This is a genomic window from Telluribacter humicola (assembly GCF_017355935.1).
GTDB classification, from domain to species: domain Bacteria; phylum Bacteroidota; class Bacteroidia; order Cytophagales; family Spirosomataceae; genus Telluribacter; species Telluribacter humicola.
On sequence record NZ_JAFIQT010000003.1, the window covers coordinates 96,455 to 114,395 of the forward strand.

Here is a 17,941-nt window from a genome sequence, read left to right on the forward strand (position 1 = left end):
GCAAATGTAAGCAAAGCCGTCTGTTTGGGGTTAATAGAGTGGTAGGGAGTAGCCTGTGGCACCGTTGTAAACAGTGCCACAGGTAGCAATACAGGTTCGGAATAAACAATCCCATATGCTTTTAAAGGAAGGCCATATCTACCATGTTTACAATCGGGGCAACAACAGGCAGCCCATCTTCTTCAAGGAGGAGAACTACCTGTACTTTCTCCGGCAGTTCCGACTGTACCTACTACCTCATTGCGACGTACTAGCCTACTGCCTGATGCCTAACCACTTTCACTTTATGATCTATGCCAACCATAATTCTGTAATAGCTACTGGCGATCATTCCATAAAGCGGAACGCTTTCAGCGAGGGACTTCGGAAACTACTAAGCTACTATACCCAGGCTATCAATAAACAGGAGAAACGAACAGGCTCCCTTTTCACACAGAACACCCGATTCAGATGCCTTACTGATACGATTCACAAAGAAATATACAGCAGTACCTGCTTCCACTATATTCACCAAAACCCAATGAAAGCACAGCTGGTTAATTACATGGAAGACTGGACTTTCTCGTCTTTCCGTGATTACGCCGGTTTACGTAAAGGTACACTGTGTAATCAGGAGCTGAGTCAGCAAGTTTTACCTATCAATTTTGATAACTTTTATCAGGAGTCGTATCAGGTAATCAAAGAGGACCTGGTTAAGCAAATTTTGTAAAATACACCTTAAGTATTATCTATGGCACGGTTTCAAACTGTGCCATAGATCCCGTAACCACTAACCCTATGAACGACACTTCACCACAACAACTACAAACGCTGGACACCATACTGGAAGGACTTATGAGCCGCTACCAGGAACGGGTGCCTGATGTAATGGGCATCATCAACGCCATGATGGCCGAAGGCCTGATTGAACAGCCCAACGATATTGAAAACGATCATATTGCTTTCCGGACCATGGGTGTGCCCCACTTGGGCATCCAGTCCTTCGAGAAGATATTCCTCCACTACGGCTACCAGAAGCGCGACTACTACTACTTTGAGGGTAAAAAGTTGGATGCCTACTGGTACAGCCCACCCCAGCCGCACTACCCACGCATATTCGTCAGCGAGCTACGCGTAGGTGAACTGTCAGAAGAGGCCCAGCGCATCATCCGCAGCTATACCGACCAGGTAACCAGTGATCCCGTTGATAGCCTGGACCTGAATGATGGTGCTTCCGTAGATGGATTCCTGCACCAGCCCCTGTGGCGTACCCCCACCCTCAGCGATTACTTGACGCTGCTTAAAGAAAGCGAGTACGCCGCCTGGGTGATCTACAACCGGTACTACCTCAACCACTTTACCATCAGTGTACACAACCTGCCCGAAGGCTACAATACCGTAGCGGAATTCAACCAGTTTCTGGAAAAGCACGGGTTCAGGCTCAATGACTCGGGTGGGAAGATAAAGGAAAGCCCCGACGGAGGGCTTCTGCAGAGCTCAACGGTAGCCGAGATGATCGAAGCCGAATTTGCGGGGGGTGAAAAGCATCGTATATCCGGCTCCTACGTAGAGTTTGCCGAAAGACGGGTGCTACCGGAGTTCGCCAACCTACCCAAAGATCAGATCCGGCGCCAGCACCGCCGCGATGGCTTCGAAGCGGGCAACGCCGATAAGATATTTGAAAGTACCTACACAAGTCAGACTACAAAACAATAGGCTTTGCGCTGGCTGTAGGCTGTAGGCTATATGCCTTAGGCTATAAAAAAAAGCCTATTGCCTAGAGCATACAGCCCTCATTCATTCACCAGAAAGTACACGATCCGGCAGGCGTTCCCTACGCTTGCCGGATTTTTTGTGTCAGTAATAGTCAATTTCAGCGTATGCTTTCCGGGTTTCAGTTCATCGGCCAGCATCAGGTACCAGGGCAGATGTAGTTGTGTGCTCCACTGCGTAAACAGGTCGAGCTGCTGCGGCTTTCTGCCATCAATGCTGTACGAGATGATACCCGCATCAGGACCGGATACAACGGCTATCCCTACGGCTCTGCCTTTGAAGTCAAAGGCTAAAGAAGCACCGGCCGCTTCGCTCACCAGCATAGGTACCTCCACAAATCCGGCTCGCGTCCCACCGGGTTTAGCCCCTACCTGATCCTGTGGCTTCCACGAAGAGTCTATCAAAAATCCTTTTGTACTTCGTACTTCGTTTACCGGATGGTAGCTGCCCTTCTCATAGGCAAAGCGATCCAGTGGCGCGGGTAGGGTGACAGGCTGTACAGACACACCAACAGGAAGCTCCTGCTTGAGTAAGTCTTTCATGGTTTGGAAGTAGATTTCCTGCCCGAAGGGGGACGGGTGCAGGTCTTTAAAATCAAACTTCCAGGAAAACTCTCCGGCTTTCAAACGATCGTATACCTCCTGCGACAGGTTGATAAATGGAGCACCATAATGGGCAGCCACCCGCCGGTGTACCGCTACCTCCACGGGCTCCTTGCCCTGACCATAGTCCCCAAACTTATCTGGATCAGCAAAAGCCATTAGTACCGCGTTCATAGCCGGATTGGCCGCATAGGCCTGCCGCAGGATACCTTCCAGCGCCCGTACCTGAGCCTGCTCACTGAATCCGTTGGTTCGGTCGTTGACCGCCGATTCCACAAAAAGGAGGTCCGGGGTACCTTTCTGCAGGACATCCCGCTGAAAACGGTAGGCATGCGGGGTACTTCCAAGCGAAGGAATGCCCGCCGCTATAAAGGTAAATTGGGTAGCCGGAAAGCGCTCCTGCAGGTACTTCGACACCTTGTCCCGCCAGCCCGGATTATGGGTAATCGACCCGCCCAGGAAAGCGACGGTTCCCTTGCCCGTAGAGGTAAAGGTATGGTAGGCATTAGCCAGTCCCTTGTTTGGTACCAGGTAAGGGGTGGTAGCGACTTCTTTCTGCACGGGTACCGAGTGCTGGTATATAAAATCAGCGAACTGCTCCGGCTGCTCTATGGGAAAGTGATGGCCTTCCAGCTTTTGCTCACCACGCGTCATGGGGTACACGCTGATGGGGCCACCCAGCTTCAGGTAGTTCTGCACCAACGGAAAGGTATTCTCCTCGGGCGGGACTATCTTGTCATTCAGCCCTATCACATGCACGATGGGTACCTTGAAAGCCGCCAGTCCAGCCAGATCGTTGAGAGGTATGTCTTTGAACTCAGCTGCCTGCTCCTCCGTCAGTCCGTACAGCTCCCGCCAGCGCGTCCAGTCCTGTGGCGAACCACTCCCCTTTCCCTTGCCTCCGGGCCAGCTGCGGGGGTCAAGGACGGGCGCTTCGGCATAGATACAGCTCACCTTGGCCGGATTGCGCTTGGCCCAGCCGTACACGTACAATCCGCCCCGGCTCACGCCTTCCAGCGCTACTTTAGGCGCAAAGCCTTTCTCCTGCGTCAGGTAGTCGTAGAACCCGTCCCATAGCTGCATGGCTTTGGGATGCCCGAACAAGTCGTTGGTATTAATATAAGCAATGTGGAAGCCCCGGCTGAGCAGGATGCTGTCCATCTCTATATGCCAGGTTGGGAAGTGCGCCCGCCACACCCACGGCTTACCCGGCAGTGCCTGCCTGGGCTTTACGTACCAGGCAGGAGTATTACGAAAGGTAAGGTCCACCTTCTCGAAGCCCTTCCAGGAGGTGGTCGTTTCATTGGATTGGGCGTGGGCGGTACTGGCCGCAACCAGACAAATGAGCAGGAGGTAAAGGAGTGGCGTGTAACGTTTCATTTTACGATATAAGGTACCGAATAAAGTGCAAGTCGAATGGGATTTAATCTAAATCCTTACTTTTAGAGGATAAAATCCCTAACCTACACTACATGAGACGCCTTTTATTGACTACTACCCTCCTCACGCTTTACTTTTCCTTGCTCACGTTTCACTCCCACGCTCAGTCCCTCCCTACGATCCTGAAAGAGCAGGAACGGGCCCGGGTGGTGGATGATATTCTGGAAGACCGCTTCGAAAACCTCCTGCCCCAACTGATGCGGCGCGAGGGTATAGATATGTGGGTGATTATCTCGCGCGAGTACAACGAGGACCCGGTCATGCGTACTATGTTGCCCAGTACCTGGCTATCGGCACGGCGGCGTACCATCATGGTATTCTTTGATCCCAGCGTGGGAACGTCGGGCGTCGCTACGCCGGGAGCTGGGAAGCCGCTGGACAAGCTGGCTATAGCCCGTTACGATGTAGGTACTCTGCTCAAGGGCGAGTGGGACCTCAGCTCCAACCCTGACCAGTGGGACGCGCTGGTGAAGGTGATCAAACAGAAGAATCCGAAGAAAATAGCCCTCAACTACTCCAAACACTACGCCCACGCCGACGGCCTCACGCTGACGGAACATACAGAGTTGATGGAAAAGCTGCCCAAAGAGTATCAGCAGCGGCTGGTGTCGGCGGATAGGCTGGCCGTAGCCTGGCTTGAAACACGTACCGAAAAGGAGATGGCGGTATACCCTATGATCTGCCGCATCTCGCACCAGCTTATTCAGGAGGCATTTTCGGAGAAGGTCATTCAGCCGGGTGTCACGACTACTGACGATGTAGTATGGTACCTACGCCAGCGCGTGACGGACCTGGGCCTGGATACGTGGTTTCACCCAACAGTGGACATCCAGCGCGCCGACGCTACCAACTTCGACCACCTACGTACCTTCGCCAAGCGGCCGGGCCAGCAGGTCATTATGCCCGGCGACCTCATCCACACTGACTTCGGCATTACGTACCTGCGCCTCCACACCGATCAGCAGCAGCACGCCTATATCCTCAAACCCGGTGAAACTGACGTCCCCGACTACCTCAAACGGGCTTTCCGGCAGGGCAACCGCCTGCAGGAAATCCTGACCGAGCAGTTTAAATCCGGCAAGTCGGGCAACCAAATTCTGGCCGATGCGCTGGCTCAGTCGCAGAAGGAGGGCATCAATGGTACCATCTACACCCACCCCATCGGCCTGCACGGCCACGCCGCCGGCCCCACCATCGGGATGTGGGATAACCAGGGAATTACTAAAGGTGACGGCGATTATCCGTTGTTCGAGAACACGGCCTACTCCATTGAGCTGAATGCAGCGGTGAAGATTGACGAGTGGAACAAGACCATCCGCATCATGCTGGAAGAAGACGGGTACTTCGACAAAAACGGCTTCCGGTACATCGACGGCCGGCAAATGGATATCTATACCATACCGAGGAAGATTGAGTACGTGCGGTAACTTTTAGGGCATTCTGTAGTGTTGCAAACGCTATTTAATTCAACGGTAGCGAGGACCGTCTCAATTGTATACTAATATTAGTAGGGAGAATCCTACATAAAAATTGTTACTTTAATAGATCATTATTCAATAGACTTACTAAACCAGATCATAGAGCAATGAAAGACAAGAATGAACTACTGAGCCGGGTGAAAGCCATAGTCAAAGCAACAGACCCTACGGCCACAGTAATTTTATTCGGCTCTTATGCTCGGGGTGACTATAAGGAAGACTCTGATCTTGATTTGTTAATTCTGATTGAGAAGGATACTATCAAACCGGCAGATAAGAAAAAGATAACCTACCCGCTCTATGATATTGAATTTGAAACAGGAACGCTGATCAGCCCCCTGGTTTTCTCGAAAAAGGACTGGGAGTCCCGGAAGGGGAAAACTCCTTTCTACGAAAATGTAAGGAAGGAGGGGAAGATTTTATGAAAGCACAGGACCGGATCGAGTTATCTAAATATAGGATCAGACGAGCCAGAGAAACTTTCGACGAGGTATCAGTCCTTATAGAAAATGGATTATGGAATACGGCCGTCAATAGGCTCTACTATGCTGTGATCGCTTTGTTGATCAGGAATGAAATTAGTGTAAATACGCATGCAGGAGCAAGGCAGATGTTTGGTCTTCACTTTGTAAAAGCAGGCATCATTGATAATGAGCTAGGGAAGTTTTACTCTAATATTTTCACAATGAGGCAGAGTGCCGACTACGAAGATTATTCTGAAGAAGAAGTCCTTGATTTGGTGAGACCTGCGGATGAATTGATACAAAAGATTGAAGAGTTATTGAAATAGGAGAATAATACCGAATCAGCATCTTGCTGGAAGAAGACGGACATTTTGCTCTCTGTCGCGTCGCAGAAGCTTCTTGATTCAACGGCAGCAGCCGACCGTCCCGATTATAAATCGGGGTTAGCAGGTCTTTTGAACTACTAATAACAGCTACTTAGAGAATCCCATCAAATTTTATGGTTAGAAAGTAGACTTAACTCTCCTTGTTATAGACTACTATAACATTTCACAGTAATGAAACTCCCCTTATTTATTGCTCTGCTAATCTCCTTTACAGGAGCCTTGGCTCAATCTAAAAAAGAGGTAGCTTCCGCTGATACAAAGGCAAAGGAGCTGCTCAAAATAGATAAAGACAAAAAGGTATACATGCTGACGTACTTTCGTCAGCGCTATCCGACGCGTATTGAGATTGATGCGCAGGGAAAAACCGTGGAGGTACCCCTGGAGAACCCTATGCTGGTAGCAAAGCTGCATATAGCCTTATCCACCGATGGTCGTAATTGGACTGCTCTCAACGACAATAAGCCTGTATGGGAGCAGCAAATGCGTGATCCTTATGTTCGCCGGGGGCCCGATGGGCTTTGGCGACTATTGGCAACTGGTGGGGGAAGAGGTAACGACCGGGAGAAAGTAGGACCCAGTTGTCTCTATGCCTCCTCCAAAGACCTGATTCACTGGCAGGTGGAAGGTGCGTTGCCCCTGATGAAAGACGCACGGAACGACTCAGGAGCCTTAGCCAGAAATATATGGGCACCCGAATGGTTTTATGACGAGGATACAAAAGAGTATACTTTAGTCTGGTCTTCATCTTATAAAGATGCGGGATGGAAAGAGAGTCGGCTCTGGTACTGTAAGACCCGTGACTGGAAAACCTTCACACCGGCCAAAGAGCTTTTCAACCCTGGCTATTCGGTAATAGACGGAACAATACTGAAACATGATGGTACCTACTACCTCTATCATAAGGAGGAGGAGTTTGGTGCCAGAACCGGTGAAAGAAGAGCCCTCAGGGTAGCTACATCTAAAAATCTGGAAGGCCCCTACAAGATCATAGATGGACACTTAAATAACGGGCAGATAGTGCCGGTAATCACCGAAGGTCCAACCGTCATGCCGGATCCCCTCAAGCCGGGATGGCTATTGCTCTATGACTACTGTATGACCAATCGTTTTGGTGCTTCTTACTCACCCGATCTGATCAACTGGGAAGTGGAAGAGGACGTGAGTTTTCCGTCGGAAGCCCGGCATGGCTGCGTCTCCCTACTTACTCCTAGGGAAGCCCAAACTTTGATCAAGGCTTATTCAGGTAAAGAACTGAGATAAGTACCTGTTGAAAATTTAGAATCAAGACTTGTTTAGAGAGCACAACAAAAACAGGGTGGCCCGCTGGGCCACCCTGTTACATAGTAAGCAATATAGTACTTCGATTAGGCAAGATCAAAACGATCCAGGTTCATCACCTTGGTCCAGGCGGCTACGAAGTCCCGCACGAACTTCTCCTGCGAGTCGCTGCATCCGTATACTTCGGCAATGGCGCGCAGTTCGGAGTTGGAACCAAAGATGAGGTCTACACGGGTACCTGACCACTTGGGCTCTCCGGTTTTGCGGTCGCTGCCTACGAACACCGTCTGTGCATCAGAAGTAGCTCTCCAGGTAGTACCCAGGTCGAGCAGGTTCACGAAGTAGTCGTTGGTTAAAGTCTCAGGACGCTTGGTAAAGACACCATGTCGTGAGTGATCGAAGTTCGTGTTAAGCACGCGCATTCCTCCAATGAGCACGGTCATCTCTGGTGCCGTCAGTGTCAGTAGCTGCGCTTTGTCGATCAGCATATCTTCTGCTGAGGCCTTGTGCTTGGCATTCGCGTAGTTGCGGAATCCGTCGGCAGCTGGTTCCATAGCATCAAAGGAGGACACATCAGTTTGCTCCTGCGACGCATCCACACGTCCCGGTGTGAAAGGTACTGTCACTTCATGACCGGCGTTACGAGCCGCCTGCTCTACACCGGCACAACCAGCCAGTACAATCAGGTCAGCGAGTGATACCTTCTTACCACCCGATAGCGTACTTTCCAACTCCTGCCGGATCACTTCGAGCGTCGCCAGCACGGTCGCCAGTTGGCCTGGATTATTGACTTCCCAGTCCTTCTGAGGTGCCAGACGAACGCGGGCGCCATTGGTTCCACCACGCTTGTCAGATCCACGAAAGGTAGAGGCCGATGCCCAGGCGGTAGATACCAGTTGAGAGATGGGTAGTCCCGAGGCCAATATCCTTTTCTTGATAGCTGCTACATCCTGGTCGTCAATCAGCGGATGCGTAACAGCCGGAAGAGGATCTTGCCAGATCAGGTCTTCGGCAGGTACTTCCGAGCCCAGGTACAGCACCTTGGGGCCCATGTCACGGTGCGTCAGTTTGAACCAGGCACGGGCAAATGCGTCGGCGAACTCATCCGGATTCTCATGGAAATGTCTTGATATCTTCTCGTAGGCCGGGTCAACGCGCAGGGCAAGGTCGGTCGTAAGCATGAATGGCGCGTGCTTTACAGCCGGATCATGCGCATCGGGTACTGTACCGGCACCACCGCCATTTACTGGCTTCCACTGGTGCGCTCCGCCGGGGCTCTTGGTCAGCTCCCATTCAAAACCAAAGAGGTTTTCAAAGAAGTTGTTGCTCCATTGGGTAGGCGTGGTAGTCCAGGCTCCTTCCAGACCACTGGTAATGGTGTGTGCTCCGTGGCCACTACCATAAGAGTTACGCCAGCCTGTGCTTTGCTCTTCGATGGTGGCTCCGGCTGGTTCTGAGCTTACGTATTTAGTAGGATCTGCAGCGCCGTGGGTTTTACCAAAGGAGTGTCCGCCCGCTATCAGCGCTACGGTTTCGTAGTCATCCATAGCCATACGGCCGAAGGTTTCACGAATGTCATGGGCCGCCGCCAGTGGATCAGGCTTTCCGCCCGGACCTTCGGGGTTCACATAGATAAGTCCCATGTGCGCAGCTCCAAGCGGATGCTCAAGCGTACGTTTATGTTCTGTGCTGCCCGCATACCTCGCGCTGTCACCCAGCCACTCCGTTTCGGATCCCCAGTACACGTCTTCCTGAGGCTCCCATACATCCGCCCGTCCGCCGGCAAACCCAAACGTTTTGAAACCCATGGATTCGAGGGCACAGTTACCGGTAAGGATCATCAGGTCAGCCCACGACAGCTTGCGGCCGTACTTCTGCTTCACAGGCCACAGCAACAGGCGTGCCTTGTCGAGGTTAGCATTATCAGGCCAGCTGTTGAGGGGTGCAAAGCGTTGCATACCGGCACCCGCGCCGCCCCGGCCATCGCCGATGCGGTAGGTACCCGCGCTGTGCCAGGCCATCCGGATAAAGAACGGACCGTAGTGACCATAGTCGGCAGGCCACCAGTCCTGCGAAGTAGTCATCAGCTCAAAAATATCTTTCTTTACCTCCGCCAGATCCAGGGTCTTGAACTCCTCGGCGTAGTTAAAGCCTTCATCCATAGGGTTGGACAGAGCAGAATGCTGGCGCAGAATATTAAGCTTCAACTGATTGGGCCACCAATCCTGGTTTCTGGTGCCTCCGCCAGCGCTTTTGTTAAGAGCACCACTCGAAAAAGGGCACTTGCCTACGGTGTTGACTTTGCTTTCGTCATTCACCTCCCATACGTTAGTGTTTGGACCTATGCTATTAGACATATGTGGTAGATTTAGGGTTATTGATTAGACAAATCTAAAAGAAGCAGCTCTATAATGACAATCTATATTTTTTATACTATCATAGATATTATCTATTAATTAGTCTATGGGTATATCGTCTTTCACAGAAAACTCCGGAAGTCTCCACGATCACTATGCGAGTTATGAACTAGTAGCCTAATTTTAACGAGAAGTAAGGCAGAAGCATTATTGAGAAAGTGGCTGCGGAGTGTGTACTGTCGAGGGCTAGGCAGAGACTTCATTCCTGGCTAGTATCAGCGTATGTCCACCTTTCCCCTCCGGGATAAATCGGTCCCACAGGACTGTAAAGCCTGTATCGGTGAGCCAGGAAAGGTAAGTACTTCGGTCGGTGTGGCTCCAGTACATATGAGCCCCCTCCACATGGAGCCAGTCCTGCTCCTCTCCAGTCCAGGCAGTGTGTCCGGCCGTAAATAGAAAGTAGCCCCCAGGTTTTAACCACTTAAAAACGCTAGTCAGAAGCGCAGGTTGCTCCTCAAGGGGTATATGAATAAGGGCGTAAAAACTGACTACTACGTCAAAAAGATTATCTTCAAAGCTGACCTTACACATATCTTCGCACAGGAAAGTCCCCTGAGGTACCAGCTCCTTAGCCCGCTCAATCTGAACCGGCGACAAGTCAATCCCAAGTACCTGATACCCCTGCCCGGCAAGTAGCAGAGAAGAAGGTACTCCACAGCCACACCCCAGATCCAGCACATATCCTCCCCGGCTCGCCAGGCCCGCTAAGGTATCAATCCATTCCTTATAGCGTAGGTAGGTGTCACCGGATTCATCCGGCCTATCCTCCCGATACGCGTAGGAAACCTTGTCGTAACCTTCTTTGACGATATCCTTTGGTGATTTCTTCATAAATAAACAGAATCAGGTTACCTTGGAAAAAGCATGGTGGTAACTGACACAGAGTTTTATGTTATAGTACTGGATGGTTCAGAGCGATAAGTTGATACCAACTTACAATATATTGCCGTCCTACTTTACTAACACCTACCTCAAGAATACCGATACTCCCAGCCTGAATTTTAGATCTTCATTAGCATCAATAATTCTGGACTTCGTAAAGAAGCGGTAGTTGTACAGTCCTTCAATAGCGACACTTCTGGTTAGCATATACCCCAACCCGATGCCTCCGGCCCCAATGAAGTTGTTGGAAGAGGAAGATACTTCTTCTCCGGTTGTTGTATCTACAAGTTCTTTCTGCCAGTTGTACCCGGCTGAAATCTGCACAAAAGGCTTCACCCGGTAACCAGTCAGATAGTACCTACTGTAAAGCTCCGGAGCAATAGAGTGATATTGATGACCTGGTACCGACGGTAGTTGCGGGCTGTTGTTTTTATAGTTGAACGAATCTTTCCCATAGGAGAGCTGAAATCCCGCTACCAAACGGTTCGCGATCAGGTAACCTAGCTGCGGCGTCACCGACCCCCACTACCGGCAATACTGTTCCGGTAGTTGCCAAAGCCGTTTATGCCTACCATTCGATTTCCCTTTTTTAATTCATCGGATACACGTTTATCAGAGTACGTACCAGAAGCGCTAATACCCTGAGCTACGGTATAAGAGGCTACCCAAACACTTAGAGAAACAGACAGAAGTAGACGAAATAATGTGAGCATAGAGATGTAGGGATTAGTAGTAGACGACATAGAACTTAATTGAATAGGTAACAATTGAATCTTTTGCATATTACAGGGGTGGCAGCCTCACCTGAACACTTTTGCGCACCAGATTCATAGCGGCCACTACTCCATGCCCACCTTCGATATTGGTATAAGTACGCTTAGGCTCTATAAAAGCATTATCAGGCCCCTCTGGTTTGTATTGTGTTTTGGCATACGCTACATATTCTGGAGAGAGTACCGCCATCTGCAAGCGTAGCTCATCGATAGTGTTATTGACTAAGTCTTCCGCTCCATAGGCTACCAATGTTTCGATCACTATTCCAAACTCTTTTTCCTGTTTAGCAAAACATGCATCGTTGTAAAGAATCATAGTGGAGGTAATGCCAGAATTAGGAATAGCAATAAATTCTCCGTTCCAGAAACCGGCCCGGGTAAAGCAATCATCCTCCCGGTTGTTAAGACCACTGTTGCTTACCTCAATGTTGGACACATTAGTAAATTTTAATTCACCTTTGATGAAGGGTGTTACCGCTACCCCATAGTAGTTGCCGGGCTCCTGATAGTCTTTTATGCCTACTCTCAATAGGTGAGGCTTTGCCCAATCGTTCAGCGAAGTTACCTTGGCCTGATAGTCCATATAGGAATGCTGCAAAGGGAATGGCAAGGGTACCCGCACCGGCCTGGATTGCGCCTGCATTCCCAGCCCCTGTACTCGCACAGTATACGTTTTGCCCGCTTCTATCTTATAAGAAGAGAGACCGTACGTACCATTAGAGAGGTAAGTAAGCATACCCACAGGTTGGCCGCCTTCCAGCAGTTCCACCTGGGCATCTTCCACGTAAGGCTTTTCAGGTATCTGACCCGTAGCTGGCCAAGTCTTACCAACGGAAATACGGGGTGATTCACCAGCAACCAGCACACCATTGATGATGAGCTCAGGACCAGCAAAACCCAGCTCATAGGTATCTTCCTGACAACCCCAGATGCCGGTTATGAGTAGTACCTGAACTAAAAACAGCACAGTTTTAGAACTTGATCTGATAGCTGACATAAGGTAGTATAGGTAATACGGCTTGTTTAGAGATTTGATTACGATCGTAGGACAGATTCACCTGCCCGGGTCCCTGTGGAGTAACCTCATAGATAGTCTTGTGCTCGAGGTAGTAAGGGTTAGCCCGGTTGTAAAGGTTGTACACTCCGAAGTTCCAGGAGGCCGGACGGCTGTGCTTACGCGTCAGGTAGCTATATGTAAAGGCGACGTCCAGCCGGTGGTAGTCCGGCATACGGTGGTTGTTGCGCTCGGTGTAGATGGCGGTGGGGCGGCCACTGAGGTCCACGCCCGAAGCCCGGAAGCGTAACCGGGTAGCCCGTCTGGTAAATGAAGTTACCCGCCACCGACCATTTCGGGCTTAGCTTATAGTTTAGTACCAGCGACAGGTTATGCGGACGGTCGTAGCGGGCCGGGTACCAGTTGACGTTGTTGATCTGGTCAAAGCGCCGCTCACTCCGGGAATAAGTGTAGGCCAGCCAGCCGGTCAGATCCCCCTGCTTCTTCTGCACAAATCCCTCCACGCCCCGCATCACGCCCACGCCCCGGGTCAGCACCAGATCCTGCCAGTTGCTCTTGAAGTCAGAGATGACATTGGAGCCCTGCGGGTAGTCAATCAGGTCAATCATCCGCTTGCGGTACAGCTCGATAGAGGCTGTCCACATCCCCTTAGTACCAATATCCCACTGCCAGCCCAGGTCTATTTGCTCACTGCTCACGGGAGCTACCTTGTCCGTAGCGGGTACCCAGATGTCATTGGGGAAGCCTGCCCCATTGGAGGTGAGCTGGTGGCTGTACTGCCGCATACGGCTAAAGCCCAGCCGGAGCGTGTGCCGCTCGTGAAAAGGCACGCCCACCGACAGCCGGGGATCAATGCCGTAGTAGGTCTGTTCTTCTACCTTGAACTGCGATAGACGCAGCCCCAGGTTTATTTTCAGGTAGTTGGTAGGTTCGTAGTCATTCTCCATGTACCAGGCACTCTCCACCGCCGGAATCTGCTTGCTGGCATTGTCAACCGTAAGCGTCGGCTGGCTGGAGTCCACAATACTGATGCGGCCGGGGTAGTAGTTGTGCCAGATACGCTCTACTCCCGTGCGCAGGGTATAGCGGTGGCTGGGGGTGTATTCCAGCGCGGCTTTCAGGCCCCAGTCATCGATGGTGTTGCTCAGGGTGTACTCATTGCGCAGCACCACATCATCTGACACGGGAGCCCGGTTGATATTCTGCATCCGGTAGTTGAAGTGGCTGTAGTAGCCGATCACCTTGCCGAACAGCTTAGGGGTGATGATCCGGTTATAGCGCAGGGTAGCCGTAGTGTTGGACCAGTCCAGAGCGGTCCGGTCCAGGTCACCCCGGCTGGATTGTTCATTGGTGCTGAAATTATCCTTGTTATTGTACAGGCTCAGGTGCAGCTGGTCCTTGGTGCTGATCCGGTAGTTGAGCTTGGCGTTGACATCGTAGAACCACAGGCTGGTAAACTCATCAACGGCTTTACCCGACCACTGCTTAATGTACCGGGGTAGAAAAAGCAGAGAAGTATTCATCTGGCGGGCCGCCAGCATGTAGGAAGCTTTGTTGGATTTGATAGGGCCTTCCAGTAGTACGCGGGAGCTCAGCAGGCCCACCGACAGCTCCTGGCTGTGCTTCTGATAATTACCATCTTTCATGGTAATATCTACTACTGACGAGGCCCGGCCACCGTAACGGGCGGGAAAGCCGCCTTTGTAGAGGTCAATGTTTTTGATGGCATCGGGGTTGAACACCGACAGAAAGCCAAAGACGTGGGAAGGATTGTAGAGCGGAGCCTCGTCCAGCAGCATCAGGTTCTGATCGGGACTTCCGCCGCGAACGTACAGGCCGGAGCTTCCTTCCTGTCCCACCATCACGCCGGGTGTATACGACAGCGCCTTCATCAGATCTGCTTCCCCAAATAGCATCGGTAATTTTTTCAGGATTGGAATGGGGATGGAGAACCTGCCGTTTATAAAACCAGGTGCCCGGTTTTCTTTCACAACTACTTCATTGAGCTGTGCCCCAGAAAGCTCCACGGTCAGTAAGGTATCCTTTTCCAGATCCAGACTGAGCAGTTGAGACTGGTAGCCCACATAGCTAACCTGAATAGTAGTAGCTCCCGAAGGTACGCTGAGGCTGAAATAGCCATACTGGTTGGTGGTGGTACCTAGCTGATGGGTTTTGGCATGAACCGAAGCACCCACCAGACCTTCGCCACTGCCAGCTTCGAGTACTTTGCCTGAAATGGTAACGGTGCGCGATTGGGCCTGGGCTTGAATGAAACTAAGGAAAAAGAATATTGGTAGGAGGTACTTCATAGAGAGGTGCATAAGTGGACAGTTCAGGTTGAGGATGCCTCCTCGGCTGCTATCGTTGCAACACTACCTTCCATTTAAGCTTTTTTAACATTTGATTACGGGAGCAGGCAGTGTTGCGTTATCGCTTCTGTTGATACCTACTTTGCCGCTCACTTCATCTAAATAGGCCTTCTTACAGAAAGTGAAAGTTTAGTAGAGTCGATACCTGAGGCCCATTATTACACTGGTACCAGTAGCACCTGTCTGGGAAGAAAATCTATAGGTGGTCCCCACGTGTCTTCTACTACCTGGCCTTCCCGCAGAAGCACTGTAGCTGGCCCAAATAATCGCTTAGCGGCCACTGTAAGTCCCAATTTTCTCAGGAAGAACCAGTTCAGTTCCATGCCTACCTCTCCCGTTACAAAACTAGACTTCTTTGTATGAGTCGCCGTTATAGTGTAGGTGAGCATTGAGCCATCAGGTAAACCTAATCCCCCCTGTCCACGCATGGGACCGGCAAAAGAGATACCATCTTTTCTGTACCAACTATAACCTACGCCCAAGGTACCCAGCACGCTAATCTTTTTGGAAGGACGCCACACCATCACCTTTCCGGTCACTGGTATATGCATGTAGCTGATGCGTAGCCCTTCCCCGAAGCCAGAACCTGCCGGGGCTCCAAAGGAGTTGTGGAGGTCAAATCGGTACGAATTATAAACTCCCAACCCTTTTAGTCCCATTTCTACTTCCCACTTATCCCGGTAGTTGAAACCGGCAATCAGGCCTGCTTTGGCGTTCAGGCCGTATGGGGCTGGCGAAAAGAACTCACCTCCTGCCAGATGGGAGCGCACACGGAAGGAACTGGCTTCTACCCTGACATAGTAGTGGCTTTTTGTTCGGCCATAGATGAGGCTGGAATCAGGCTTCGGCCTGGGGAGTGATGGGGCGTAGTACTCATCCTGAGCATGTACCATACCAACAGATACTACTATCAGAAACACCAACAGTAGATTACAGAATGAAGTATTTGACATCAATAGTTTAAGTTAGTGGTAGTAGTGACCACATGTTGTTTTATATAGAAGAGGGGCACTTTTCTGGTTATACGTGCAGGCAAGCTAGAAGCTAACAGCAGCTTCGAAATATGTAACGTCCTGTCATAGTTTCCAAACTGCCAGAAACGGCTTATCGTCGGGTATAGTTAATTCATCTTAACCTAGGTTAGCATCTAAAACTGATAACCTACATTCAAGCCTATGTTAGCTACCGTTCCGCCACTTGTATAATTCTGGAAGGATGCTCTTATTCCAGTACTCCACCCGCGGTCAAGAGTTACTTCGCCTTCAAGTACTACGGTATACCCCACTGCCCAATAGTTCATAGGACGCGTATAATTCAAATCAATGGCATAAGTAGCCTGATCAGTGGGATGTTCCGGAATTGGGCCGACGAGAGAATACCCATGGGAAGTTGGCAATGAACTGGATGTATAGCGTAATGAAGGACCAATACCTAGTCGAATCTTGCTCCGATCAAACCACATAGGTGATACAAAAAAGTTAGGGTCAAGAGAGATAGAAGCCTTGGTGAATCGTGCATATCCCTCATCTCTGGAACCATACCCTACGTGCAGGGATGGTGCAAAGGTTACATAGGGGTTAAGGCTTTGATTATATTCATTGTAGTAGTTAAACCCTACCATATCACCGGTACCAAATAGTACATAGGATACACCTGCTTTGACACTATGGCGGGTACCCATCTGACAAATACCCCAGTAGCTGTTGAATAATAGAGCAAGAACAAGGAATAGCTTCTTCATGAAGTAGATTTTGTTGGTGATAAAGGGTTAATAATAATGTGGCAATACGGGATATAAATGCTCTATCAAAACCGGCACACCAGCTGTGTCTGGAGGCTGTATTGGAAGGTACGTGCACCTATCCAATTTTTTGCTTCATAAGTAAATACTGGCTGTATAATGAGCGACAGGTGTTCGTTAAGCTGGTACTTCAAACCAGCACCCAGGAATAATCTTATACGCACTGACTGCACTCTACTACCAAAGTTAACCCCTACTTCTTCACCTGGAACGCCGTAGTTCCAATACTTCCAATTGTGAAGTTGAGTACCTGCAGAAAAATAGGGAGACAGTCGCTTTTGGTTAGTTTGATAGTTTAACAAGATGGGGATAGAGAAATAATGGGACTGGGAAATAAAGTTGGATTCTTTACGTGAATCGTCAGTCCACTCTAGCAATAGACCAGATGAGGCAGACCACCGGTCAGAAAAATGATAATGGAGCATAGCGCCCAGGGGTAAGCTAGTATGATGACTACGATAGCGCCCTCCCTGGTCGTTGTAAGAAGAAGTCTTAATATAACTCGGAGCCAGTAGGGCAGACATTGACAATTTACTCTGTGCCCTGGCAGTGGGCAAACCTATCGCCAGCCAGCACATTAATGCACAAATAACTCCAAACCTTTTCCACACGGTATTACCAAATGCTTTCATAGTTTTGACTTTACGGGAAAAAGGTGGTACGAGAGCTGCGCCTGAAAACTCAGCTGACGCTTAGCAGGGAATGAAGGATACTCTTCTTTTTCATGTCGATCTGATCCCAATACAAGAGTTGGTTGGGCTATAACAGTCAGCCTGGGACTTAGCTGATAGGAAACACCCGCTCCGAGCATGGTCTTAGCGGCCATACGCGACTTATATAATCCTGTTTCTTTGGAGAGTATCACCCCTCCGGAAAAATAAGGAGACACTTTTCTTGAGGAAGGACGCATATTGAGCAGAAGCGGAATATTCATATATTCTTCCTGGGATCGAAAGAAATTAAAAAAGTCACCATACTGACCCTTTACTTTGCCCCACTGGTACCAGTACCCCGTAGTAAGCGACCAAACCGGAGTGAAGTGGTAGTTGATGTTAGCTCCAATAGTAAGGCCGGTACCATACTTGAACAGAAGATAGTTCTGCTTTTGTGAATCTGAATAAGAAGAAAAGGGAGCTACGGTAGGAGCTATCGATAGCTTGCTTTGCGCCCAGACACTATTGAAAAGGGAACTGGTAAAACTGGTAAAGAACAGAAATAGTACGGGCCAATGGCGTAGAGATAGCATTTGAAGAAACTCTGGTTGTTCTCATAAAAGCACAAGAA

17 protein-coding genes are annotated in these 17,941 nt (G+C 50.1%); 6 read left to right on the forward strand and 11 right to left on the reverse strand.

Annotation, left to right across the window (positions count from 1 at the left end; translation table 11 throughout):
* The first annotated feature begins 115 nt into the window (after positions 1 to 115).
* Entirely contained in the window at positions 116 to 709 is a 594-nt protein-coding gene (locus tag JUB14_RS15725; RefSeq protein WP_207507287.1) for a transposase, read from the forward strand.
* Positions 710 to 777: 68 nt separating this feature from the next.
* A complete protein-coding gene (locus tag JUB14_RS15730; RefSeq protein WP_207507288.1) occupies positions 778 to 1,695 on the forward strand; it encodes a DUF1338 domain-containing protein in 918 nt (305 codons plus the stop codon).
* A gap of 77 nt (positions 1,696 to 1,772) precedes the next feature.
* On the opposite strand, the gene JUB14_RS15735 is transcribed toward JUB14_RS15730, so the two are convergent.
* On the reverse strand, positions 1,773 to 3,734 hold the full coding sequence (locus JUB14_RS15735) for an SGNH/GDSL hydrolase family protein (RefSeq protein WP_207507289.1): 1,962 nt from the start codon (positions 3,732 to 3,734) through the stop codon (positions 1,773 to 1,775).
* Positions 3,735 to 3,826: 92 nt separating this feature from the next.
* Here JUB14_RS15735 and JUB14_RS15740 point away from each other — a divergent pair, with 92 nt between their 5' ends.
* The 4 genes from JUB14_RS15740 (at position 3,827) to JUB14_RS15755 (ending at position 7,382) form a co-directional block, all read left to right on the forward strand.
* The gene (locus tag JUB14_RS15740) at positions 3,827 to 5,221 is read left to right on the forward strand and encodes a M24 family metallopeptidase (protein ID WP_207507290.1); all 1,395 of its coding nucleotides are present in this window, start codon (positions 3,827 to 3,829) and stop codon (positions 5,219 to 5,221) included.
* 89 nt (positions 5,222 to 5,310) lie between these two features.
* Positions 5,311 to 5,697, forward strand: coding sequence for a nucleotidyltransferase domain-containing protein (locus tag JUB14_RS15745; protein WP_374757817.1), 387 nt, complete (start codon positions 5,311 to 5,313; stop codon positions 5,695 to 5,697).
* Positions 5,694 to 6,062: a HEPN domain-containing protein gene (locus JUB14_RS15750; protein ID WP_207507292.1), complete on the forward strand. Its 369-nt coding sequence runs from the start codon at positions 5,694 to 5,696 to the stop codon at positions 6,060 to 6,062. Before JUB14_RS15745 ends, JUB14_RS15750 begins: the two co-directional genes overlap by 4 nt.
* A gap of 231 nt (positions 6,063 to 6,293) precedes the next feature.
* Positions 6,294 to 7,382, forward strand: coding sequence for a glycoside hydrolase family 43 protein (locus JUB14_RS15755; RefSeq protein ID WP_207507293.1), 1,089 nt, complete (start codon positions 6,294 to 6,296; stop codon positions 7,380 to 7,382).
* Between the two features lie 104 nt (positions 7,383 to 7,486).
* Here JUB14_RS15755 and katG read toward each other — a convergent pair whose 3' ends face one another.
* The 10 genes from katG to JUB14_RS15805 form a co-directional block, all read right to left on the reverse strand.
* Positions 7,487 to 9,757, reverse strand: coding sequence for a catalase/peroxidase HPI (gene katG, locus JUB14_RS15760; RefSeq protein WP_207507294.1), 2,271 nt, complete (start codon positions 9,755 to 9,757; stop codon positions 7,487 to 7,489).
* A 246-nt stretch (positions 9,758 to 10,003) separates the two neighbouring features.
* Positions 10,004 to 10,648: a class I SAM-dependent methyltransferase gene (locus JUB14_RS15765; protein WP_207507295.1), complete on the reverse strand. Its 645-nt coding sequence runs from the start codon at positions 10,646 to 10,648 to the stop codon at positions 10,004 to 10,006.
* A 135-nt stretch (positions 10,649 to 10,783) separates the two neighbouring features.
* On the reverse strand, positions 10,784 to 11,215 hold the full coding sequence (locus tag JUB14_RS15770; protein WP_207507296.1) for an outer membrane protein: 432 nt from the start codon (positions 11,213 to 11,215) through the stop codon (positions 10,784 to 10,786).
* Between the two features lie 267 nt (positions 11,216 to 11,482).
* Positions 11,483 to 12,439: a DUF4249 domain-containing protein gene (locus JUB14_RS15775; protein WP_207507297.1), complete on the reverse strand. Its 957-nt coding sequence runs from the start codon at positions 12,437 to 12,439 to the stop codon at positions 11,483 to 11,485.
* A 4-nt stretch (positions 12,440 to 12,443) separates the two neighbouring features.
* Positions 12,444 to 12,701: a hypothetical protein gene (locus JUB14_RS15780; protein WP_207507298.1), complete on the reverse strand. Its 258-nt coding sequence runs from the start codon at positions 12,699 to 12,701 to the stop codon at positions 12,444 to 12,446.
* On the reverse strand, positions 12,661 to 14,796 hold the full coding sequence (locus tag JUB14_RS15785) for a TonB-dependent receptor (protein WP_207507299.1): 2,136 nt from the start codon (positions 14,794 to 14,796) through the stop codon (positions 12,661 to 12,663). The genes JUB14_RS15780 and JUB14_RS15785 overlap by 41 nt, the downstream gene beginning before the upstream one ends.
* A gap of 218 nt (positions 14,797 to 15,014) precedes the next feature.
* Entirely contained in the window at positions 15,015 to 15,809 is a 795-nt protein-coding gene (locus JUB14_RS15790; protein ID WP_207507300.1) for a hypothetical protein, read from the reverse strand.
* A 194-nt stretch (positions 15,810 to 16,003) separates the two neighbouring features.
* Positions 16,004 to 16,597 (reverse strand): hypothetical protein, encoded by a 594-nt coding sequence (locus JUB14_RS15795; protein WP_207507301.1) that lies wholly within the window; start codon positions 16,595 to 16,597, stop codon positions 16,004 to 16,006.
* A gap of 65 nt (positions 16,598 to 16,662) precedes the next feature.
* Entirely contained in the window at positions 16,663 to 17,289 is a 627-nt protein-coding gene (locus tag JUB14_RS15800) for an outer membrane beta-barrel protein (protein WP_207507302.1), read from the reverse strand.
* Positions 17,286 to 17,903 carry an outer membrane beta-barrel protein gene (locus JUB14_RS15805; RefSeq protein ID WP_207507303.1) on the reverse strand — a complete coding sequence of 206 codons (618 nt, stop codon included), beginning with the start codon at positions 17,901 to 17,903 and terminating at the stop codon, positions 17,286 to 17,288. The genes JUB14_RS15800 and JUB14_RS15805 overlap by 4 nt, the downstream gene beginning before the upstream one ends.
* Between the last annotated feature and the right edge of the window lie 38 nt (positions 17,904 to 17,941).